This is a genomic window from Citrobacter sp. wls706, from assembly GCF_005281305.1.
Taxonomy (GTDB): Bacteria; Pseudomonadota; Gammaproteobacteria; order Enterobacterales; family Enterobacteriaceae; genus Citrobacter; species Citrobacter werkmanii.
Genome location: NZ_SZXG01000006.1, coordinates 86,931 through 107,837, shown reverse-complemented (window position 1 = coordinate 107,837; position 20,907 = coordinate 86,931). Strand labels below are relative to the sequence as shown.

Sequence of the window (20,907 nt, the reverse complement as noted above, 5' to 3'; positions counted from 1 at the left end):
AAAAAAGGGGCCATGAAGGCCCCCTCTTTCTGAAACTCGAAAGAATTAGCGACGCAGACCCAGACGCTCGATCAGCGCGGTGTAGCGTGCAACATCTTTACGTTTCAGGTAGTCGAGCAGTTTACGACGCTGAGAAACCATGCGCAGCAGACCACGACGGCTGTGGTGATCTTTTTTGTGCTCTGCAAAGTGGCCCTGCAGGTGGTTAATCTGTGCAGTCAACAGAGCAACCTGAACATCGGTAGAACCGGTGTCGTTTGCATCACGACCAAACTCAGAAACGATTTTAGCGGTAGCTTCAGTACTTAGAGACATTTTAAAACTCCAAAGTGTTAAGAATGAAAGGATGCCGATCTCTAATTCAGCTATCCCAGTGTATACACTTTATCCTTCAAACTGACTTTGCGTTGGCTGCGTCCGCTCACCTCAGTCACTTACCTAAGTAAGCTCCTGAGGATGCTCAGACTTGCCGCCTTGATGCAGCTCGAATGATTTTGTGTATACGCCACGCAGATTGTTAAACAATTTACGCGACGTTAAGCGGCAGTATTCTACTCGCAGCGCCCTTTTATCGCAAGACGGAGAGCGTTATGCCGGATATTCAACCACCAGGCGACGGGGGGCGACACGACCTTCATCGTCGATCTCCCCCATGCCGATAAATTTTCCGTCATCGCCTTCCGTCACACGCACCAGGCCTTCCAGCGGGACACCTGTCGTACGTACCGGGTTACCATTTTTAAAGTAAACCGACGATGTTAAAGGCAAATTAACAACAGGATAGTCCGATGCTGGACTGTCCATTGGCATCAGCAAGGGATCAAGCAACTGAGCGGCCGGAATGTTCTGCTGCTCAGCCTGTTCAACCAGCTCGCGCAAGTGTTCCAGCGTCACCATACGATCCACCGGGTACTTGCTGACCGTCAGACGACGCAGGTACGTTACGTGCGCACCACAGCCGAGCTTCTCGCCCAGATCGTCGATAATAGTGCGAATATAGGTACCTTTGGAGCAGTGAACTTCCAGCTCCAGCTCGTTACCTTCATGGCGAATAAACAGCAGCTCATAGACGGTAATCGGGCGCGCTTCACGCGGCACTTCAATACCCTGACGCGCATATTCGTACAGCTTTTTACCCTGATACTTCAGCGCCGAATACATTGACGGAATCTGCTCGATATCGCCGCGGAAAGTCTCCAGCGCGCTCGCAAGTTGCTCTGCGCTGAAGGTTACGGGACGTTCCTGCACGATTTGCCCATCGGCATCAGAGGTGTCAGTACGTTGCCCCAGGCGGGCTACTACGCGATAGCGTTTGTCAGAATCCAGCAAATACTGCGAAAACTTCGTCGCTTCACCGAGGCAGATGGGCAGCATGCCCGTCGCCAGCGGATCCAGCGCGCCGGTATGACCCGCACGGTTGGCATTGTAGATGCGCTTTACTTTTTGCAGTACGTCATTGCTGGACATGCCCTGCGGCTTATCCAGCAGCAGGACACCGTGAATGTCGCGACCACGACGACGAGGACGACTCATCAGTCCCCCTTGCTGTCGTCCGCTGGGTTCACACGACGTTCATCGTCATGTTTTACCACGCTGGTCACCAGGTTAGACATACGCATCCCTTCAACCAACGAGTTGTCGTAGAAGAAGGTCAGTTCAGGCACGATACGCAGACGCATCGCTTTCCCGAGCAGGGAGCGGATAAAACCAGAGGCTTCCTGCAGGGCCTTAATGCCGTTTTTCACAGCCGCTTCGTCCTGGTCGTTAAGGAAAGTCACGAATACTTTGGCATACGCCAGGTCACGGGACATCTCAACACCCGATACGGTGGTCATCATGCCAACACGCGGGTCTTTGATTTCGCGTTGCAGGATGAGTGCGATTTCTTTCTGCATTTCCTGCGCCACACGCTGCGGGCGACCAAATTCTTTCGCCATAATAAATTCTCCAGAATAAAGACAAAAAAGGGGCCATAAGCCCCTTTTTAAATTTCTTGCCGGGTGGCGCTTCGCTTACCCGGCCAACACCTAATCATCTTCTAAGAATTTTGGGCTGCAAATTGCGGTCCAAAAGACGACGAAGATTATGCGATGGTACGTTTGATCTCGATAATCTCGAACACTTCGATCATATCGCCAACGCGAACGTCGTTGTAGTTCTTAACGCCGATACCACATTCCATACCGTTACGGACTTCGTTAACGTCATCTTTGAAGCGGCGCAGGGATTCCAGCTCGCCTTCATAGATAACCACGTTGTCGCGCAGGACGCGGATTGGGTTGTGACGCTTGATAGTACCTTCGGTAACCATACAGCCCGCGATCGCACCGAATTTCGGCGATTTGAACACGTCGCGCACTTCAGCCAGACCGATGATCTGCTGTTTCAGTTCCGGAGACAGCATACCGCTCATTGCCGCTTTCACTTCGTCGATCAGATGATAGATGACGGAGTAGTAACGCAGATCCAGACTTTCGGATTCGATCACTTTACGAGCAGAAGCATCAGCACGGACGTTGAAGCCAACCAGAATCGCGTTGGACGCCGCAGCCAGGGTTGCGTCGGTTTCGGTGATACCACCTACGCCGGAACCGATGATCTTCACTTTCACTTCGTCGGTAGACAGTTTCAGTAAGGAGTCGGAGATCGCTTCTACAGAACCCTGTACGTCAGCTTTCAGTACGACGTTCACTTCGTGAACTTCGCCATCGGTCATGTTGGCGAACATGTTCTCAAGTTTAGATTTCTGCTGACGAGCCAGTTTAACTTCACGGAATTTGCCCTGACGATACAGTGCAACTTCACGGGCTTTCTTCTCGTCACGCACCACGGTCACTTCGTCACCGGCAGCCGGAACACCGGACAGACCGAGGATTTCCACTGGAATGGACGGACCTGCTTCCAGAACTTCCTGACCCAGTTCGTTACGCATCGCACGCACGCGGCCGTATTCGAAGCCACACAGTACGATGTCGCCTTTATGCAGCGTACCTTCGCGTACCAGGACGGTAGCAACCGGACCACGACCTTTATCCAGGAAGGATTCGATTACCGCGCCGCTCGCCATACCTTTACGAACAGCTTTCAGCTCCAGCACTTCGGCCTGCAGCAGGATCGCATCCAGCAGTTCGTCGATACCGGTACCGGCTTTCGCAGAAACATGAACGAACTGGCTCTCGCCGCCCCACTCTTCCGGCATGATGCCGTACTGGGACAGTTCGTTTTTAACGCGATCCGGATCTGCTTCTGGTTTATCGATTTTGTTGACTGCAACCACCACCGGCACACCTGCCGCTTTCGCGTGCTGGATAGCTTCGATGGTCTGCGGCATCACGCCGTCGTCTGCTGCAACAACCAGAACCACGATATCCGTTGCCTGAGCACCACGAGCACGCATGGAGGTAAACGCGGCGTGACCCGGGGTATCCAGGAAGGTGATCATACCGTTGTCAGTTTCAACGTGGTACGCACCGATGTGCTGGGTAATGCCGCCCGCTTCGCCAGAAGCCACTTTCGTGGAACGAATGTAGTCCAGCAGGGAGGTTTTACCGTGGTCAACGTGACCCATGATGGTTACAACCGGTGCGCGCGGTTCAGCCGCAGCGCCGGTGTCACGGTCGCTCATTACTGCTTCTTCCAGCTCGTTTTCACGACGCAGGATAACTTTGTGGCCCATCTCTTCGGCAACCAGCTGTGCGGTTTCCTGGTCGATGACCTGGTTGATGGTCGCCATAGCGCCCAGTTTCATCATCGCTTTGATGACCTGAGAGCCTTTCACCGCCATCTTGTTAGCCAGTTCGCCAACGGTGATGGTTTCGCCGATCACAACGTCACGGTTAACAGCCTGAGCTGGCTTCTGGAAGCCCTGCTGCAGAGCGGAACCTTTACGCTGTTTACCGCCTTTACCACCACGAACTGCGGCGCGCGCTTCTTCACGGTCGGCTTTCGATTCAGCGTGTTTGTTGCCTTTCTTCGCCGGACGCGCGGCTTTCGCGCTGCGAGTACGGCCACGGCCGCCTTCTACTTCACGATCGTTTTCGTCTTCCGCCTGGCGAGCGTGCTGAGAAGTCGTGACGTGATAATCGCTGGTATCTTCAACAGGTTCAGCGTTATTCACACCATTTTTCTCGTTTTCTTCCGCCATACGGCGAGCTTCTTCCGCTACGCGGCGAGCTTCTTCTTCAAGCTTGCGACGTGCTTCTTCTTCCGCTTTACGTTTCAGTTCTGCGGCTTCATTTTCACGGCGGGCTTTTTCGGCCTGGGCGGTTTTAGTCATATCGTCGGTCTGTTGATTGCTCACTTTGTCTTTTTCCGCAGCTTCACGTTTCGCTTTATCAGCGGCTTCACGCTTAGCTTGTTCTGCGGCCTCACGTTCGGCTTTTTGTTGCGCCTCGCGTTTGGCAGCTTCTTCTGCCTCACGACGGGCTTGCTCTTCCGCTTCACGCTGCGCCTGCTCTTCCGCGGCCAGGCGTTCAGCCTCTTGCGGATCGCGTTTCACAAAGGTGCGTGTCTTGCGGACTTCGATTTGTACCGATTTGCTTTTCCCACCGGTACCTGGAATATTGAGAGTACTGCGCGTTTTACGCTGCAATGTCAACTTATCCGGCGCTGAGCCGTTCTCACGGTTCAGATGCGCCAGTAAGGTTTGTTTCTCTTGTGCGGACACAGAGTCATCAGCAGACTTACGGATACCTGCATCAGCAAATTGCTGTACCAGGCGATCCACGGAGGTCTGTATCTCTGCAGCCAGCGTTTTTACGGTTACATCTGTCATACTGTTCCTTCCTGCTACAGTTTATTACGCTTCATCACCGAACCAGCAAATATTACGGGCAGCCATAATCAGCTCACCGGCTTTTTCGTCGGTCAACCCTTCGATATCAGCCAGATCATCAATGCCCTGTTCGGCGAGATCTTCCAGCGTACAAACACCACGGGCAGCCAGTTTAAAGGCCATATCGCGATCCAATCCTTCCAGATTCAGCAGATCGTCAGCCGGTTTGTTATCACCGAGGCTTTCTTCCTGGGCCAGTGCCAGAGTGGTCAGTGCGTTTTTAGCACGCTCGCGCAGCGCTTCAACGGTCTGTTCATCGAGGCCGTCAATTTCCAGCAGTTCTTTCATTGGCACGTAGGCCAGTTCTTCCAGCGTCGCAAAACCTTCTTCCACCAGAACTGTCGCGAAATCTTCATCGATATCGAGATATTTGGTGAAGGTATCGATGGCTGCATGTGCTTCAGCCTGATGCTTCGCTTGCAGGTCATCAACGGTCATTACGTTGAGTTCCCAACCGCTCAGTTGTGAAGCCAGGCGGACGTTCTGACCGTTACGTCCAATCGCCTGAGCCAGGTTACCGGCTTCAACCGCGATATCCATGGTGTGTTTGTCTTCATCCACCACGATAGAAGCGACATCTGCTGGCGCCATTGCGTTAATCACGAACTGCGCCGGGTTATCATCCCACAGGACGATATCGATACGCTCGCCGCCCAGTTCGGTAGAGACCGCCTGAACGCGCGCACCGCGCATACCCACACACGCGCCGACCGGATCAATACGCTTGTCGTTGGTCTTAACAGCGATTTTCGCACGAGAGCCAGGATCGCGAGCAGCCGCTTTAATTTCAATCACTTCTTCGCCAATTTCTGGCACTTCAATGCGGAACAGCTCAACCAGCATTTCCGGTTTGGAACGGGTTACGAACAGTTGCGCACCGCGCGCTTCCGGGCGCACAGAGTACAGAACGCCACGAATACGGTCGCCAGGGCGGAAGTTTTCACGCGGCAGCATGTCTTCACGCAGGATCACGGCTTCAGCATTGCTGCCCAGATCCAGGGAAATGTTGTCACGGTTAACTTTTTTCACCACACCCGTAACGATTTCGCCTTCGTGTTCGCGGAACTGATCAACAACCATTGCGCGTTCAGCTTCACGTACTTTCTGTACGATAACCTGTTTCGCAGTCTGGGTGGTGATACGGTCAAAGGTGACAGATTCAATCTGATCTTCAACATAGTCGCCCACGTTCAGGCTTTCGTCTTCGAAGCGTGCCGCTTCCAGCGTAATTTCTTTAGTTGGCTGGGTAACTTCTTCTACGATTACCCAACGACGGAAGGTATCGAAATCACCGCTTTTACGATCGATTTCTACACGGACGTCGATCTCTTGCTCATATTTTTTCTTTGTTGCTGTAGCCAGCGCACTTTCCAGCGCTTCAAAAATTTTCTCGCGTGGCAGCGCTTTTTCGTTGGATACGGCTTCAACAACAGCCAAAATTTCTTTGTTCATCGCGGGCTTTTCACCTCAATCCAGACTGTTAAAAGTGGGGAACCAGGTTCGCCTTCTGGATATTACTCAGCGCGAACACTTCATCTTTACCTTCGACTGTGACCGTGATCATCTCACCGTCCACCGCTTTGATAACGCCCAGCCATTTACGACGGTTTTGTACCGCCATACGAAGAACCAGCGTGACTTCTTCCCCCAGGAAACGCACGTAGTGTTCAGCAGTGAACAGAGGACGGTCGAGACCCGGCGAGGAAACTTCCAGGTTATAGGCAACGGTGATTGGGTCTTCGACATCCATCACGGCGCTTACCTGATGGCTCACATCAGCACAATCATCAACATTGATGCCATCTTCACTATCAATATAGATGCGCAGTGTGGATGTGCGACCGCGAATAAATTCGATGCCGACCAGTTCGTAGCCCAGGGCTTCAACCGGTGCTGTAATCATCTCTGTTAATTTTTGCTCTAATGTGGACAAGCCCACCCCCAAGACATAAAAAAAGGGCCTAAAGCCCAGTTATTCTGTAGTCAGATAACAAAAAACCCCGATAAATCGGGGCTTTAGATAACTGAACCCTATAACCGCACCTGCGGTTCGGAGAACCTTCCGAAAGAATTTTTTTCAAATCCAGCTACGAAGGCCTAAGTCTTCACAGTATATTTGAAAAAGAACTCTAAGGGAAAGTGGTTGCGGGGGCCGGATTTGAACCGACGACCTTCGGGTTATGAGCCCGACGAGCTACCAGGCTGCTCCACCCCGCGCCTGAAACGTGGCAAATTTTACTCGTTTTGGGTAAAAAATGCAAATACTGCTGGGATTTGGTACCGAGGACGGGACGTAAAATCTGCACACAGTATATTGATTCACTATGCGTTATGTCAACCTTGTTACGACTATGCAAATCAATGAATGCCTACCAGCGCATCTCCAGCAAGATAAATATGCCATCCGCGCCGCTATTTAACGAAATTGTCACTAAACTCTTCCTGTCATCCAGAAAAGATGATTAAATGAAAACTCATTTATTTTGCATAAAAATGCATTTAGTATAATAAGCCGACCTCTTCACCAGTCTATCAAGCAGGGTTTTATTTTATGACGACGATTCTCAAGCATCTCCCGGTAGGTCAACGTATTGGTATCGCTTTTTCCGGCGGCCTGGACACCAGTGCAGCACTGCTGTGGATGCGACAAAAAGGGGCTGTCCCATATGCATATACTGCGAATTTGGGCCAGCCGGATGAGGATGACTATGACGCCATTCCTCGCCGTGCAATGGAATATGGTGCTGAGAATGCTCGCCTGGTAGATTGCCGCAAGCAGCTGGTTGCCGAAGGGATCGCTGCCATTCAGTGCGGCGCCTTCCACAACACCACCGGTGGCCTGACCTATTTCAACACCACTCCGCTGGGCCGCGCCGTTACCGGCACCATGCTGGTTGCCGCCATGAAAGAAGATGGCGTGAACATCTGGGGTGACGGCAGCACCTATAAAGGCAACGATATTGAACGTTTCTATCGTTACGGCCTGCTGACCAACGCGGAACTGCAGATTTACAAACCATGGCTGGATACCGATTTTATCGATGAACTGGGTGGTCGCCATGAGATGTCCGAATTTATGATCGCCTGCGGCTTCGACTACAAAATGTCTGTTGAGAAAGCGTACTCCACTGACTCCAATATGCTCGGTGCGACCCACGAAGCGAAAGACCTGGAATTCCTGAACTCCAGCGTCAAAATCGTCAACCCGATTATGGGCGTGAAGTTCTGGGATGAGAGCGTGAAGATCCCGGCAGAAGAAGTGACCGTACGCTTTGAACAGGGTCATCCGGTAGCGCTAAACGGTAAAACCTTCAGCGATGATGTAGAAATGATGCTGGAAGCCAACCGCATCGGCGGCCGTCACGGTCTGGGCATGAGCGATCAGATTGAAAACCGTATTATTGAAGCGAAAAGCCGTGGCATCTATGAAGCCCCGGGGATGGCGCTGCTGCACATCGCTTACGAGCGTCTGCTGACCGGTATCCATAACGAAGACACCATTGAGCAATATCACTCTCATGGTCGTCAGTTGGGCAAACTGCTGTATCAGGGCCGTTGGTTCGACTCGCAGGCATTGATGCTGCGTGACGGTCTGCAGCGTTGGGTCGCCAGCCAGATCACCGGCGAAGTGACGCTGGAGCTGCGCCGCGGCAACGACTACTCGATCCTCAATACCGTGTCCGACAACCTGACCTATAAGGCTGAGCGTCTGACCATGGAGAAAGGCGAGTCAGTATTCTCACCTGACGATCGTATCGGCCAGCTGACCATGCGTAATCTGGACATCACCGATACCCGCGAGAAGCTGTTCGGCTACGCGAAAGCCGGTCTGTTGACCGCCTCTTCAACGACCGGCCTGCCGCAGGTTGAGAATCTGGAAAACAAAGCGAAGTAAACATTCAGCATTCTAAGGCCGCGAAAGCGGCCTTTTTTATGCGCGGAATATAAGGTGTCTGTAGGCCTGATAAACGTAGCTCAATCTGGCGTTGTAATAATGTCGGATGGCGGCGTAAACGCCTTATCCGACCTACAGACAACCATAAATAACAGACGAAAAAAAAGACGCTTTGCAGCGTCTTTTTTTTGGAATTTGGTACCGAGGATGGGACTCGAACCCACAAGCCCGTTAGGGCACTACCACCTCAAGGTAGCGTGTCTACCAATTCCACCACCTCGGTACAGAATACTTAGTGTGGGATATCGCTGGTCGGCTGAGCCGGAGCAGCTGGCTGAGTTTGCTCGGTTTTCGCCGGTGCGCTCAGATTTTCCCACTCACTTCCTTTATTGGTCTTATTGCTGTTCATGTTACCCAGCACCAGACTGATGATGAAGAACAAGGTTCCCAATACAGCTGTCATACGGGTCATGAAGTTACCAGAACCACTTGAACCAAACAGAGTACCAGAAGCGCCTGCGCCAAAAGAGGCTCCCATATCAGCGCCTTTACCTTGCTGCAGCATGATCAAGCCTACCAGGCCAATTGCCACAATAAGGAAAACTACTAAAAGAGCTTCGTGCATAATCAACCTGTTCCTTGCGGAGTTGCCGCGTACAATGCTTCGACCATTAAAGCGGGAATGTTTACTGTTTCCCACTGAAGCGGGTGTGAATACTAACCAAAGCGAATAACCTTCGCAAGGGCAATTTGTTAGCATTGTATCAACTGCGGAAAAAATCGCCATATCAATCAAAAACGCAGCAATTTCTCCCAGCATCTCTGCATGACTGCGCGTTGATCGTCAAGGTTAGCCCATACCACAACGGGGATTTCACAAATCAGATCGCCATTTTCTGGCCAACAGTGAATAACTTGCTGATTCACCAACTCTTCCGCCACCATTGATTCGGGTAACCATGCCATTCCCATATGGCGCAGCACCATTTCGCGTATCGTTTCACTTAAACCGCTCTCAAAGACTTTTTTCAGGCGCGGACGGACGCGTTGTTCTGCCGGCTCAATAATGCGTCTGACAAAGGTATAGTCGCTGTAGCAGAGCCACGGAATAGACACCTGCGGATCGTCAAGCGTATCCGCCAGCTGTGCAGAAATAACCGGAATAAATCGTTCATATCGCCATAGCGAACGTTTTAATCCGCCGGCGATCTCCAGCCCCGGCTGCGCTGACGGTAAGTCGTATGTCACCAGCAAATCAATCTGCCGGTCAATCAGCGCATTAAAGTGATTGTCTATCCCCTGAATACTGGCATTTACCGTGAAATTGAGCTGTGGTTCACTCTGGCGTAAATAGTTGATCATATCCGGCAGGATATTGACCGACAGCGTATGCAGACTGACCATGACCAGCGTGTTATCCGTTGCGGGCGACATCGCCGATAGCTCGTGGCGCGCCTCTGTTAACGTACTGAGGACGTGTCGGGCATAGGGCTCAAAACGTTCACCATAGCGCGTCAGCGTGACGGGAGTCGTGGTCCGATCAAACAATGGCACGCCAAGCACCTCTTCCAGAGCTTTAATACGCCGACTGAGTGCAGGTTGAGTAATATGCCGCTGCGCAGCGGCTTGAGAGTAATTTCCATGCTGACTCAACGCCAGAAAATCTTCCAGCCACTTACAATCCACGTTTAACTCTCCACCATGCCATAACCGCATCCTCCAATAACAAATCGGTAATAGTCATAGATATAGTAATGGCTTTATGGTGAGCGTCATAACAACAATATTCCGTTTCACCTGCCGACTCTCACCCTCGACGTTTGACAGGACCGATATGTTTACTTTACTGACCAATGCCCGTGTTTTTTCCCCTGAGGATTTAGGCCTCTGCTCCCTGCTTATTCATGCCGACCGAATTGTGGCGATAGAAAAAGATATTTCACTCTTTGATGGCGTCAAAGAGGTCATCGATTGTCGGGGTAAATGGGTTATCCCTGGTATCATCGATCAGCATGTCCATCTTACCGGTGGCGGCGGGGAAGCCGGGTTTGCCAGTCGGACGCCAGCCGTCAAGCTGCGCGATCTGATTCAGGCGGGCATTACCACGGTCGTCGGCGTGTTGGGTACCGACGCTATTTCTCGCTCACCGAAAGATCTCTACGCCAAAATGCAGTCCCTTAATCTCGAAGGACTGCGTGCGTTTATGCACACGGGAGCCTACGCGGTACCCAGCCCGACCATTACGCGATCCATCCGCGATGACATGGCATTTATTCCGGCGATTCTTGGCGTAAAAATCGCGCTCGCCGATCACCGCGGTTCGTATCCCTCTTTCCAGGAATTGCTGAGAATAGTCAGCGATATCCGCGTATCTTCCTTACTGGCCGGGAAAAAAGGGCTGTTGCATGTCCACCTGGGGAATCTACCGGAAGGGATGTCGCAACTGCTTGAGCTGTGTGATGCAGGCATTCCGATTCACCACATTTCGCCGACGCATGTGGCGAGAACAGAACCCTTGTTCGAACAGGCGATTGCTTTCGCCCATCGCGGCGGCCATATCGACGTTACGTCTGGCGGCAGCCGCTTTACACCTCAGGAGCAGGCGATTCTCCACGCCCTGGAAGCGCAGGTTCCGGCCGAGCGCATAACGATCAGTTCTGACGGCAATGGCAGCGTGCCGCGCTTTAACGCTCAGGGTATCGTGGAGGGTTTAAGCGCGGCGCCGGTCGCAGGGAACCTTAACCTGCTTCCCCGCCTGATTGATGTGGGAATTCCGGTCTCTCAGGCGATCGCCATGTTGACGGCAAACGTCGCACGCTCGCTGGGTATTTCCGGCGGTGTGCTCAGCGCCGGGGAACGTGCCGATATCTGCGTACTTAATGATGACCTCTCGCTGGCCCATCTGTTTGCTGCGGGTAAACCGTTGCTGCGCGATGGCGAGTGCCAGGTCACCGGCAACTTTGAGTGAGGAAGCGAGAATGTCATTATTACTGGCGCTAATCGCCATTATCTTTGCCGGACGTCTGATTCTCAAAAAGTATCATCCCCAGTCAGTGCTGCTGTTGACCGGGATTGTTCTCCTGCTGATCGCGCATTTTAGCGGCATGACGACACTCAGTAGTCTGGTGAAAAAAAGCACCGGATTTGGCCCCTTCGACGCCTTTGAGTTTATTCGCGATACCCTGAGCGTGCGCCTTGGCGGTCTTGGGCTGCAAATTATGCTGATTGGTGGTTTCGCTACCTATATGTCGGCCATTGGCGCAAGCCAGGTGCTGGTTCGGGTGACGTCTCGTCCGTTGCAGCGTCTGAACTCGCCTTATCTGCTGTTGGGACTGGCGCTGCTGCTGGGCCAATTCCTGTCGCTGTTTATCAGCAGCGCTACCGGACTGGGCCTGTTGTTAATGGCGACGCTTTACCCACTGCTGACCCGACTGGGCTGCAGTCGCGCCGCCGTTGCCGCCGTTATCGCCAGTACCTGTGCGGTTGAGTTTGGCCCCGGTTCCGGCAACTCAGTTCTCGCCGCCAAAACCGCAGGTATCGAGGTCGTGAACTATTTCGTGCAGGATCAGTTGCCGATCGTCGTCCCCGTTATCCTTTTCATCGCGCTGCTGCATATTGTTGTGCAACGCTTTTTCGATCGTCGGGAAAGCGGTGACAATGCGGCTCAGCAGATGCAGACATTAACGTCGACCGAAGAAGCCGACGCCCCGATCGGCTGGCTGTTTTTGCCCATGCTGCCGCTGGTGTTGATGCTGGTGTGCAGCGATTTAGTGTTCAGCTCGCTCAAAATTACGCTGGATACCGCCGTACTGATAAGTCTGGCCATTACGCTGGTTTGTGAGTACGGACGCCATCGTAAAGCCCGGGAAGTCATGGCTGGCGTACAAAAGGTATTCGACAGCATGGGCAGCGTTTTTGCCACCGTGGTGACGCTGATTATCGCCGGTGAAGTTTTTTCTGCCGGACTGAAAGCCATTGGCGCCGTCGACGCACTGCTGTCGCTTTCCGGTGAATTTGGTCTCAGCGCCGCCTCAATTATCCTGTTGATGACACTTATCACCTTTGCGATTTCAGCGCTGATGGGTTCCGGAAATGCGGCATTTTTCTCCTTCGCCCCAATGGTGCCGGACATCAGCCGCCATATCGGCAGCGATATCGCAGTGATGATGCTACCTATCCAGATATCAGCGGGTATTGGTCGTACGTTATCTCCCATTGCTGGCGTCATCATTGCCATCGCGGGCATTGCCGGCGTATCGCCAGTAGATATTGTCAAGCGCACCGCGATCCCGATGCTCGGGGGTTGGCTACTAATGATTGCGCTGACTTTTGCCCGGTCAGGGCATTTACTGGCGGTTCTGCCGTGGCTGGCAGTCCTTGTACTGCTGATGCTCGGGGGGTATTTCTGGCAACGCCGACGTAAACAGCCGCTGGCGGTATAGTAAAAAAAAGCCGGAGTCTCAGACTCCGGCTCTCACTGTCTTCAGTGTTTACGCCGCTTTCACTGCATCTGCAATACGGTGGGCGAATTCAGTTACCTGCGCCTCGTCTTCACCTTCAACCATCACACGAATTAATGGTTCAGTACCAGACTTACGCAACAGGACGCGTCCACGATTACCCAGCGCCGCTTCCACGTCTGCCATCACCGCTTTCACATTGTCATTTTCCAGCGGATCGCCGCTACCTGCGGTATAACGAACGTTAACCAGCAGTTGCGGGAACATTTTCATGCCGCTGCACAGGTCGTGCAAACTCATATGATTGCGCACCATCGCGGTCAGCACCTGCAGACCTGCCACGATACCGTCACCGGTGGTGGTTTTATCCAGCAGGATCACATGGCCTGAGTTTTCCGCACCGATACTCCAGCCTTTTTCCTGCATTTTTTCCAGGACATAGCGGTCACCGACTTTCGCACGGGCAAACGGAATACCCAACTGTTTCAACGCCAGCTCAAGGCCCATGTTGCTCATCAGCGTGCCTACCGCGCCACCGCGGAGTTGTCCCTGACGCAGCGCTTCACGGGCGATGATATACATGATTTGGTCACCGTCGACCTTATTGCCTTCGTGGTCGACCATGATCACGCGGTCTCCGTCGCCGTCCAGCGCGATACCCAGATCGGCTTTTTCTGCGATCACACGCGCTTGCAGGGCACGGACGTCGGTAGCGCCGACCTCTTCATTGATGTTAACGCCGTTTGGCTCACAACCAATGGCGATAACATTGGCGCCCAACTCACGCAGTACATTTGGCGCAATGTGATACGTCGCACCGTTAGCGCAATCCACCACAATTTTAAGCTCGCTCAGGCTCAGTTCATTCGGGAAGGTGCCTTTGCAAAACTCGATATAGCGACCGGCGGCATCGACGATACGGGTGGCTTTACCCAGCTCAGCCGAATCCACGCAGGTGATCGCTTTTTCCATCTCGGCTTCTATGGCCTCTTCAACCGCATCCGGCAGTTTGGTGCCGTCGATAGAGAAAAATTTGATCCCGTTGTCATAGTACGGGTTGTGCGAAGCGGAGATAACGATCCCGGCTTCCGCACGGAAAGCACGCGTCAGATAAGCAACGGCAGGTGTTGGCATTGGGCCAGTGAAAGAGGCAGAAAGACCTGCGGCAGCCAGGCCCGCTTCCAGCGCAGATTCCAGCATATAGCCGGAAATACGCGTATCTTTACCGATGATAATTTTTCGTGAACCATGACGTGCCAGCACTTTTCCTGCCGCCCACCCCAGTTTGAGCACAAAGTCAGGGGTAATTGGGGAGTCGCCTACGCGACCACGGATCCCATCAGTGCCAAAATATTTACGATTACTCATAGCGTTTGTTTTCCTTTGCAGACAATGTGGCTTCCACCACACGCATCGCTTCTACGGTTTCTTTGACGTCATGGACACGAACGATCTGCGCCCCCTGCATTGCGGCAATCACCGCGCACGCAAGACTACCGCTCAGGCGTTCGGATGGCCCCACATTCAGTAGTTGACCAACCATTGATTTTCGTGACATTCCAACCAGCAGCGGCAGATCAAAATGATGAAACTCAGCCAGGCGCGCCAGTAATGTGTAGTTGTGGGTGAGATTTTTACCGAATCCGAATCCCGGGTCGAGCAACAATTTATCTTTTGTGATTCCGGCTCGTTCACAACGTGCTATTTGCTCAACAAAGTAACGATTTACCTCAGCGAACACATCCTCGTACTTTGGCGCTTCCTGCATGGTTTTCGGCTGCCCCTGCATATGCATCAAACAAACCGGCAGTCCGGTTTCCGCGGCGGCTTCCAGCGCCCCGGGTTCCGAGAGTGAACGAATGTCATTAATGATATGTGCGCCGACCCGCGCGCATTCGCGAATCACTTCGGGTTTTGAGGTATCGACGGAAATCCATACTTCAAAACGTTGAGCAATCGCCTCCACCACGGGGATAACTCGTTGCAGCTCTTCTTCCACGCTCACATCAGCAGCGCCCGGACGCGTGGACTCCCCCCCCACATCAATGATAGTCGCCCCAGCGTTAATCATCAGATTTGCGTGTTTTACCGCCTCAACCAGAGAGTTGTGCGCCCCGCCATCGGAAAAAGAATCTGGCGTAACGTTTAAAATCCCCATGACGTGAGGATGGCTGAGATCCAGTGAAGAACCCTGAGCAAAGAGTTTCATAGTTTTATCCCTGGTAAAAATCTTGAGTATGCAGATAAGAAAAACCCCGGAGCAAGCCCCAGGGTTTTCAATTAAAACACGGTCATCATCAACGATAACTTATTTGTCGCCCAGTTGCTCTGACATGGTGCCAGAGTCCGGCGCACGCGGTTCATCAACCGGACGCGGCGCGCTCGGCTTGCCGGTGCTGCCAGAGTTGTTGTTAGAAGAACCCGGTTCTTCCCAACCCGCTGGCGGACGCACGTCGCGGCGAGCCATCAGATCATCAATCTGCGGTGCATCGATGGTCTCATATTTCATGAGCGCATCTTTCATCGAGTGCAGAATGTCCATGTTTTCGTTCAGCAGACGACGCGCACGGTCATAGTTACGCTCAATCAGCAGCTTAACTTCCTGATCGATAATACGAGCCGTTTCATCGGACATATGTTTAGCTTTCGCAACAGAACGTCCCAGGAACACTTCGCCTTCTTCTTCAGCGTACAGCAGCGGACCGAGTTTATCGGAGAAGCCCCACTGAGTAACCATGTTACGTGCCAGGTTAGTCGCGACTTTGATGTCGTTCGACGCACCGGTAGAAACATGTTCAGCACCGTAGATGATCTCTTCCGCCAGACGACCGCCATACAGCGTGGAGATCTGGCTTTCCAGCTTCTGACGGCTGGCGCTAATTGCGTCGCCTTCAGGCAGGAAGAAGGTCACACCCAGCGCACGACCGCGTGGGATAATCGTTACTTTGTGTACCGGATCGTGTTCCGGCACAAGGCGACCGATAATCGCGTGGCCAGCTTCGTGATACGCGGTAGATTCTTTCTGCGCTTCCGTCATCACCATGGAGCGACGTTCCGCACCCATCATGATTTTGTCTTTCGCTTTCTCGAACTCAACCATCGACACCACGCGCTTGTTGCCGCGAGCAGCAAACAGCGCCGCTTCGTTCACCAGGTTCGCGAGGTCCGCACCGGAGAAGCCAGGGGTACCACGGGCAATGATTGCCGCATCGATATCCGGAGACAGTGGTACGCGACGCATATGCACTTTCAGGATCTGTTCACGACCGCGAACGTCCGGCAGACCAACCACAACCTGACGGTCGAAACGGCCTGGACGCAGCAGCGCAGGGTCAAGAACGTCCGGACGGTTAGTTGCCGCGATAACGATGATACCTTCGTTACCTTCGAAGCCGTCCATCTCAACCAGCATCTGGTTCAGCGTCTGCTCACGTTCATCGTGACCACCGCCCAGACCAGCGCCACGCTGGCGGCCTACGGCGTCGATTTCATCGATGAAGATGATGCACGGTGCCGCTTTCTTGGCCTGTTCGAACATGTCACGCACACGAGATGCACCAACACCCACGAACATTTCCACGAAATCAGAACCGGAAATTGTAAAGAATGGAACCTTCGCTTCACCGGCGATAGCTTTCGCCAACAAGGTTTTACCGGTACCCGGAGGACCGACCATCAGGACGCCTTTCGGGATTTTACCGCCCAACTTCTGGAAACGGCTCGGTTCGCGCAGGTATTCAACCAGCTCAGCAACCTCTTCCTTCGCTTCGTCACAACCCGCAACGTCAGCAAACGTGGTTTTGATCTGATCTTCCGTCAGCATGCGCGCTTTGCTCTTACCGAACGACATGGCGCCTTTGCCACCACCGCCCTGCATTTGACGCATGAAGAAGATCCAGACACCAATCAGCAGCAGCATTGGGAACCAGGAAATGAAGATAGAAGCCAGCAGGCTCGGCTCTTCAGGCGGTTCACCGACAACCTTGACGTTTTTGGTCAGCAGGTTATCAAGCAGCTTCGGATCGTTAACCGGAATGTAGGTCGTGTAACGGTTACTATCTTTCTTGGTAACGTTAATCTCACGTCCGTTGATCTTCGCTTCACGAACCTGGTCCTGATTGACCTCTTGCAGGAAGGTAGAGTAATCAACCTTACGGCCATTAGACTCGCTGGGCCCAAAGCTCTGGAATACTGACATCAGCACAACGGCAATGACCAGCCAGAGAATTAGGTTTTTCGCCATGTCACTCAAGGGATTAACCTCATATTACAACTGTGTTAAAAACAGCGTCAGGATACTCTATATCCAGTTTCTTTCAAACTTTCGTTTGAAATCTACCGGTTATGGTTTACGCCCGGTCGCTACAATATACACTTCACGCGAACGGGCGCGAGAAGAGTCCGGCTTACGAACTTTGACCTTCGTAAACAGGGAGCGAATCTCTCTTAGATACTCATCGAAGCCTTCGCCCTGGAACACCTTCACTACAAAACTACCACCTGGCGCTAAAACATCTCGAGCCATTCCAAGCGCCAGCTCTACCAGATACATGGCCCGGGGAATATCCACCGCCGGTGTTCCACACATATTTGGCGCCATATCAGACATGACAACTTGTACTTTACTGTCACCTACGCGTTCAAGTAACGCTTGCAGGACTAATTCATCACGAAAGTCGCCCTGAAGGAAGTCCACACCAACGATTGGATCCATAGGTAAAAGATCGCAAGCGATAATGCGGCCGCTGTTGCCGATCTGCGTAACCGCATATTGCGACCAGCCACCCGGTGCAGCGCCGAGATCAACAATCGTCATCCCCGGTTTAAAAATTTTGTCACTTTGCTGTATTTCATCAAGTTTAAACCAGGCACGGGAACGTAACCCCTTTTTCTGCGCCTGTTGAACATATTTATCGCTAAAGTGTTCCTGAAGCCAGCGACTCGAGCTGGCAGAACGCTTTTTACCTGTCATTTCACATTCCCAAAGGGCAGTTCATCGTAACCAATGGTGTAAATTTCTACACAGCTATTTGGTGATATATGGGAGATGGCGGTAGAATGACCCGTTTTCAATCCCAACGTAAGCAAAAATATACGATGAATCTGAGTACTAAACAAAAACAGCACCTGAAAGGTCTGGCACATCCGCTCAAGCCGGTAGTTATGCTTGGCAATAATGGTTTGACCGAAGGGGTACTGGCCGAGATTGAACAAGCGCTAGAGCACCATGAACTTATCAAGGTGAAAATCGCCTCGGAAGATCGCGATACCAAAACCTTGATCGTGGAAGCTATCGTACGCGAAACCGGCGCCTGCAATGTACAGGTCATCGGCAAAACGCTGGTACTGTATCGCCCGACTAAAGAACGTAAAATCTCGCTGCCACGCTAAGAATATCCCAAAGTCGCACACGAAGTTTGTGTAAAACGCGGGGTTTTCCGCTAGCAGGAGAGCAAAATGCCACGCTCTCTTCGTTGATAAAAGGCCGCTATGCGGCCTTTTTCCTTTCTTTACAATGTATCAACATCTTAACCAAGATGCGAATTACAGGTATTCGACCTTCGTTACTTCATATTCAACTTCACCGCCCGGCGTTTTGATAACGACGACGTCATCCTGCTCTTTGCCAATCAGGCCACGAGCAATAGGCGAGTTCACTGAAATCAGGTTCTGTTTAAAATCAGCTTCATCATCACCAACAATACGCCAGGTCTGCTCTTCGTCATTATCGAGATTCAGAACGGTAACCGTCGCGCCGAAAACAACACGACCATTGTTCGGCATTTTTGTGACGTCAATCACCTGCGCATTGGACAGTTTAGCTTCGATATCTTTAATGCGTCCTTCGCAGAATCCCTGCTGTTCGCGAGCCGCGTGATACTCCGCGTTCTCTTTCAGGTCACCGTGTTCACGCGCTTCCGCGATAGCGGCGATAATTTCAGGACGGCGCACAGATTTCAGAAAATCCAGCTCTTCGCGCAGTTTTTCAGCACCACGTAAGGTCATCGGGATAGCTTGCATTTGTTATACCTCTTGAACATTCCTGTAGGGGGCGATGGTTCTCACCCCGGCTGCTAAGCCCACTCTGGCATACGCCATGCCAGAGTCAGAAGCAAAAAAATACCGACCCGGGGCTCAAGGTCCCAGGTCAGCTACAATTCTCTATTTGATGATCATTTTACCCTGGAGTTCCCTATGGGTCATCGTTTACTTTTTGGGGCGTTGCGCCGTAGTATGACGGCCTGTTTCCAGGTTGTTAGCGCGAGATTATGCGATTTCCCAGATTTACCATTGGATTGACTGCCAGTATAGCGTTCAGCGTTCAGGCTGCGAATGTCGACGAATACATCAACCAGCTTCCTGCCGGGGCCAACCTCGCCCTTATGGTACAGAAGGTTGGCGCACCTGCACCCGCTATCGATTTTCATAGCCAGCAGATGGCGCTCCCCGCCAGTACCCAGAAAGTGATCACCGCGCTGGCGGCGTTGATTCAGCTCGGGCCTGACTTCCGTTTTACCACCACGCTTGAGACGAAAGGCAACGTGGAAGGCGGCATCTTGAAAGGCGACTTAGTGGCGCGATTTGGTGCCGATCCGACGCTAAAACGCCAGGATATTCGCAATATGGTGACGACCCTGAAAAAATCGGGTGTGACGCAAATTGCCGGAAATGTTCTGATCGACACCTCTATTTTCGCCAGTCATGATAAAGCCCCCGGTTGGCCCTGGAACGACATGACGCAATGTTTTAGCGCCCCGCCAGCCGCAGCCATTGTCGATCGCAACTGTTTCTCGATTTCGCTCTACAGCGCGCAAAAACCGAACGATCTGGCATTTATTCGCGTGGCATCCTACTACCCGGTCACCATGTTCAGCCAGGTGCGAACCCTCGCGCGTGGCTCTGCCGAAGCGCAATATTGTGAACTGGACGTGGTTCCAGGCGATCTCAACCGCTTCACGCTGACCGGATGCCTACCTCAACGCGCCGACCCGCTGCCGCTGGCGTTCGCCATTCAGGACGGTGCCAGCTATGCTGGGGCGATTATCAAAGATGAGCTAAAACAAGCGGGTATCACTTACAGCGGCACGCTGCTGCGCCAGACGCAGGTCAACGAGCCGGGAACCGTGGTTGCCAGCAAACAGTCAGCGCCGCTGCATGACCTGCTTAAGATTATGCTGAAAAAATCGGACAACATGATCGCCGATACCGTTTTCCGCATGATTGGCCATGCACGATTTAACGTCCCGGGCACCTGGCGGGCAGGTTCCGATGCCGTACGCCAGATTTTGCGTCAGCAAGCGGGCGTTGATATCGGCAACACCATTATCGCCGACGGTTCTGGCCTCTCCCGCCATAACCTGATTGCCCCAGCGACCATGATGCAGGTGCTGCAATACATCGCACAGCACGATAACGAGCTGAACTTTATTACTATGCTGCCGCTGGCGGGCCATGACGGCTCCCTGCAATACCGTGCGGGCCTGCATCAGGCTGGCGTGGATGGCAAAGTATCGGCGAAGACAGGCTCGCTACAGGGCGTCTACAACCTCGCAGGCTTCATCACCACGGCAAGCGGTCAGCGCATGGCATTTGTGCAGTATCTGTCGGGTTATGCGGTAGAGCCGGCTGATCAGCGTAATCGTCGTATTCCGCTGGTTCGCTTTGAGAGCCGGTTGTACAAGGATATTTATCAGAATAACTGATAGAAAACGGGCCGC

Annotated in this window: 18 protein-coding genes and 2 tRNA genes; 5 read left to right on the top strand and 15 right to left on the bottom strand. The window is 52.6% G+C overall.

The genetic code is table 11. The features are described 5' to 3' along the window. Nucleotides 1-45: 45 nt before the first annotated feature. The 7 genes from rpsO to FDW92_RS02295 all read right to left on the bottom strand — a co-directional run bounded on the left by rpsO (nucleotide 46) and on the right by FDW92_RS02295 (nucleotide 7,051). Entirely contained in the window at nucleotides 46-315 is a 270-nt protein-coding gene (gene rpsO / locus FDW92_RS02325; protein ID WP_000059465.1) for a 30S ribosomal protein S15, read from the bottom strand. A 273-nt stretch (nucleotides 316-588) separates the two neighbouring features. Then, nucleotides 589-1,533, bottom strand: coding sequence for a tRNA pseudouridine(55) synthase TruB (truB, locus tag FDW92_RS02320; protein ID WP_042311264.1), 945 nt, complete (start codon nucleotides 1,531-1,533; stop codon nucleotides 589-591). Beyond that, complete coding sequence (gene rbfA, locus FDW92_RS02315; protein ID WP_042311266.1) at nucleotides 1,533-1,937, bottom strand: 30S ribosome-binding factor RbfA; 405 nt, start codon at nucleotides 1,935-1,937, stop codon at nucleotides 1,533-1,535. The genes truB and rbfA overlap by 1 nt, the downstream gene beginning before the upstream one ends. A 146-nt stretch (nucleotides 1,938-2,083) precedes the next feature. Beyond that, complete coding sequence (gene infB / locus FDW92_RS02310) at nucleotides 2,084-4,774, bottom strand: translation initiation factor IF-2 (RefSeq protein WP_042311268.1); 2,691 nt, start codon at nucleotides 4,772-4,774, stop codon at nucleotides 2,084-2,086. A 24-nt stretch (nucleotides 4,775-4,798) separates the two neighbouring features. After that, nucleotides 4,799-6,286, bottom strand: coding sequence for a transcription termination factor NusA (nusA, locus tag FDW92_RS02305; protein WP_042311270.1), 1,488 nt, complete (start codon nucleotides 6,284-6,286; stop codon nucleotides 4,799-4,801). 28 nt (nucleotides 6,287-6,314) lie between these two features. After that, nucleotides 6,315-6,767, bottom strand: a complete 453-nt coding sequence (gene rimP, locus FDW92_RS02300) for a ribosome maturation factor RimP (RefSeq protein WP_042311367.1) — start codon at nucleotides 6,765-6,767, stop codon at nucleotides 6,315-6,317. Between the two features lie 207 nt (nucleotides 6,768-6,974). Further along, nucleotides 6,975-7,051 (bottom strand) — tRNA-Met (locus FDW92_RS02295). 334 nt (nucleotides 7,052-7,385) lie between these two features. On the opposite strand from FDW92_RS02295, the gene argG reads away from it, so the two are divergent. After that, nucleotides 7,386-8,729 carry an argininosuccinate synthase gene (argG, locus tag FDW92_RS02290; RefSeq protein WP_042311271.1) on the top strand — a complete coding sequence of 448 codons (1,344 nt, stop codon included), beginning with the start codon at nucleotides 7,386-7,388 and terminating at the stop codon, nucleotides 8,727-8,729. A 196-nt stretch (nucleotides 8,730-8,925) separates the two neighbouring features. Here the strand turns inward: argG and FDW92_RS02280 are convergent. From FDW92_RS02280 to FDW92_RS02270, 3 genes are all read right to left on the bottom strand, one after another. After that, nucleotides 8,926-9,012, bottom strand: a tRNA-Leu gene (locus FDW92_RS02280). A 9-nt stretch (nucleotides 9,013-9,021) separates the two neighbouring features. Next, nucleotides 9,022-9,354 (bottom strand): preprotein translocase subunit SecG, encoded by a 333-nt coding sequence (gene secG / locus FDW92_RS02275; RefSeq protein ID WP_006687886.1) that lies wholly within the window; start codon nucleotides 9,352-9,354, stop codon nucleotides 9,022-9,024. Between the two features lie 167 nt (nucleotides 9,355-9,521). Then, the gene (locus FDW92_RS02270; RefSeq protein ID WP_042311273.1) at nucleotides 9,522-10,415 is read right to left on the bottom strand and encodes a LysR family transcriptional regulator; all 894 of its coding nucleotides are present in this window, start codon (nucleotides 10,413-10,415) and stop codon (nucleotides 9,522-9,524) included. A 148-nt stretch (nucleotides 10,416-10,563) separates the two neighbouring features. Here FDW92_RS02270 and iadA point away from each other — a divergent pair, with 148 nt between their 5' ends. Together iadA and dcuC are read left to right on the top strand one after the other, a co-directional pair. After that, nucleotides 10,564-11,697 carry a beta-aspartyl-peptidase gene (gene iadA, locus FDW92_RS02265; protein WP_042311275.1) on the top strand — a complete coding sequence of 378 codons (1,134 nt, stop codon included), beginning with the start codon at nucleotides 10,564-10,566 and terminating at the stop codon, nucleotides 11,695-11,697. Between the two features lie 10 nt (nucleotides 11,698-11,707). Then, on the top strand, nucleotides 11,708-13,171 hold the full coding sequence (gene dcuC, locus FDW92_RS02260) for a C4-dicarboxylate transporter DcuC (RefSeq protein WP_042311277.1): 1,464 nt from the start codon (nucleotides 11,708-11,710) through the stop codon (nucleotides 13,169-13,171). 48 nt (nucleotides 13,172-13,219) lie between these two features. On the opposite strand, the gene glmM is transcribed toward dcuC, so the two are convergent. The 4 genes from glmM to rlmE form a co-directional block, all read right to left on the bottom strand. Then, nucleotides 13,220-14,557: a phosphoglucosamine mutase gene (gene glmM, locus FDW92_RS02255; protein ID WP_042311278.1), complete on the bottom strand. Its 1,338-nt coding sequence runs from the start codon at nucleotides 14,555-14,557 to the stop codon at nucleotides 13,220-13,222. Beyond that, nucleotides 14,550-15,398, bottom strand: a complete 849-nt coding sequence (folP, locus tag FDW92_RS02250; protein ID WP_042311280.1) for a dihydropteroate synthase — start codon at nucleotides 15,396-15,398, stop codon at nucleotides 14,550-14,552. The genes glmM and folP overlap by 8 nt, the downstream gene beginning before the upstream one ends. 99 nt (nucleotides 15,399-15,497) lie before the next feature. Further along, on the bottom strand, nucleotides 15,498-17,432 hold the full coding sequence (gene ftsH, locus FDW92_RS02245; RefSeq protein ID WP_003025013.1) for an ATP-dependent zinc metalloprotease FtsH: 1,935 nt from the start codon (nucleotides 17,430-17,432) through the stop codon (nucleotides 15,498-15,500). 99 nt (nucleotides 17,433-17,531) lie between these two features. After that, nucleotides 17,532-18,161, bottom strand: a complete 630-nt coding sequence (rlmE, locus tag FDW92_RS02240; protein WP_006687879.1) for a 23S rRNA (uridine(2552)-2'-O)-methyltransferase RlmE — start codon at nucleotides 18,159-18,161, stop codon at nucleotides 17,532-17,534. A 125-nt stretch (nucleotides 18,162-18,286) separates the two neighbouring features. Between rlmE and yhbY the strand changes: the two genes are divergently transcribed. Then, entirely contained in the window at nucleotides 18,287-18,580 is a 294-nt protein-coding gene (gene yhbY, locus FDW92_RS02235; RefSeq protein ID WP_003025016.1) for a ribosome assembly RNA-binding protein YhbY, read from the top strand. A 153-nt stretch (nucleotides 18,581-18,733) separates the two neighbouring features. On the opposite strand, the gene greA is transcribed toward yhbY, so the two are convergent. Continuing rightward, the gene (gene greA / locus FDW92_RS02225; RefSeq protein ID WP_003025019.1) at nucleotides 18,734-19,210 is read right to left on the bottom strand and encodes a transcription elongation factor GreA; all 477 of its coding nucleotides are present in this window, start codon (nucleotides 19,208-19,210) and stop codon (nucleotides 18,734-18,736) included. A 248-nt stretch (nucleotides 19,211-19,458) separates the two neighbouring features. Here greA and dacB point away from each other — a divergent pair, with 248 nt between their 5' ends. Beyond that, nucleotides 19,459-20,892, top strand: coding sequence for a serine-type D-Ala-D-Ala carboxypeptidase (gene dacB, locus FDW92_RS02220; protein ID WP_042311282.1), 1,434 nt, complete (start codon nucleotides 19,459-19,461; stop codon nucleotides 20,890-20,892). Nucleotides 20,893-20,907: the final 15 nt, after the last annotated feature.

Coding starts and splice junctions, on each gene's coding strand:
- argG (WP_042311271.1), top strand. CDS start 7,386: ATGACGACGATTCTCAAGCATCTCCCGGTAGGTCAACGTATTGGTATC.
- truB (WP_042311264.1), bottom strand. CDS start 1,533: ATGAGTCGTCCTCGTCGTCGTGGTCGCGACATTCACGGTGTCCTGCTG.
- dacB (WP_042311282.1), top strand. CDS start 19,459: ATGCGATTTCCCAGATTTACCATTGGATTGACTGCCAGTATAGCGTTC.
- dcuC (WP_042311277.1), top strand. CDS start 11,708: ATGTCATTATTACTGGCGCTAATCGCCATTATCTTTGCCGGACGTCTG.
- rpsO (WP_000059465.1), bottom strand. CDS start 315: ATGTCTCTAAGTACTGAAGCTACCGCTAAAATCGTTTCTGAGTTTGGT.
- iadA (WP_042311275.1), top strand. CDS start 10,564: ATGTTTACTTTACTGACCAATGCCCGTGTTTTTTCCCCTGAGGATTTA.
- glmM (WP_042311278.1), bottom strand. CDS start 14,557: ATGAGTAATCGTAAATATTTTGGCACTGATGGGATCCGTGGTCGCGTA.
- greA (WP_003025019.1), bottom strand. CDS start 19,210: ATGCAAGCTATCCCGATGACCTTACGTGGTGCTGAAAAACTGCGCGAA.
- rbfA (WP_042311266.1), bottom strand. CDS start 1,937: ATGGCGAAAGAATTTGGTCGCCCGCAGCGTGTGGCGCAGGAAATGCAG.
- infB (WP_042311268.1), bottom strand. CDS start 4,774: ATGACAGATGTAACCGTAAAAACGCTGGCTGCAGAGATACAGACCTCC.
- ftsH (WP_003025013.1), bottom strand. CDS start 17,432: ATGGCGAAAAACCTAATTCTCTGGCTGGTCATTGCCGTTGTGCTGATG.
- folP (WP_042311280.1), bottom strand. CDS start 15,398: ATGAAACTCTTTGCTCAGGGTTCTTCACTGGATCTCAGCCATCCTCAC.
- yhbY (WP_003025016.1), top strand. CDS start 18,287: ATGAATCTGAGTACTAAACAAAAACAGCACCTGAAAGGTCTGGCACAT.
- rlmE (WP_006687879.1), bottom strand. CDS start 18,161: ATGACAGGTAAAAAGCGTTCTGCCAGCTCGAGTCGCTGGCTTCAGGAA.
- nusA (WP_042311270.1), bottom strand. CDS start 6,286: ATGAACAAAGAAATTTTGGCTGTTGTTGAAGCCGTATCCAACGAAAAA.
- secG (WP_006687886.1), bottom strand. CDS start 9,354: ATGCACGAAGCTCTTTTAGTAGTTTTCCTTATTGTGGCAATTGGCCTG.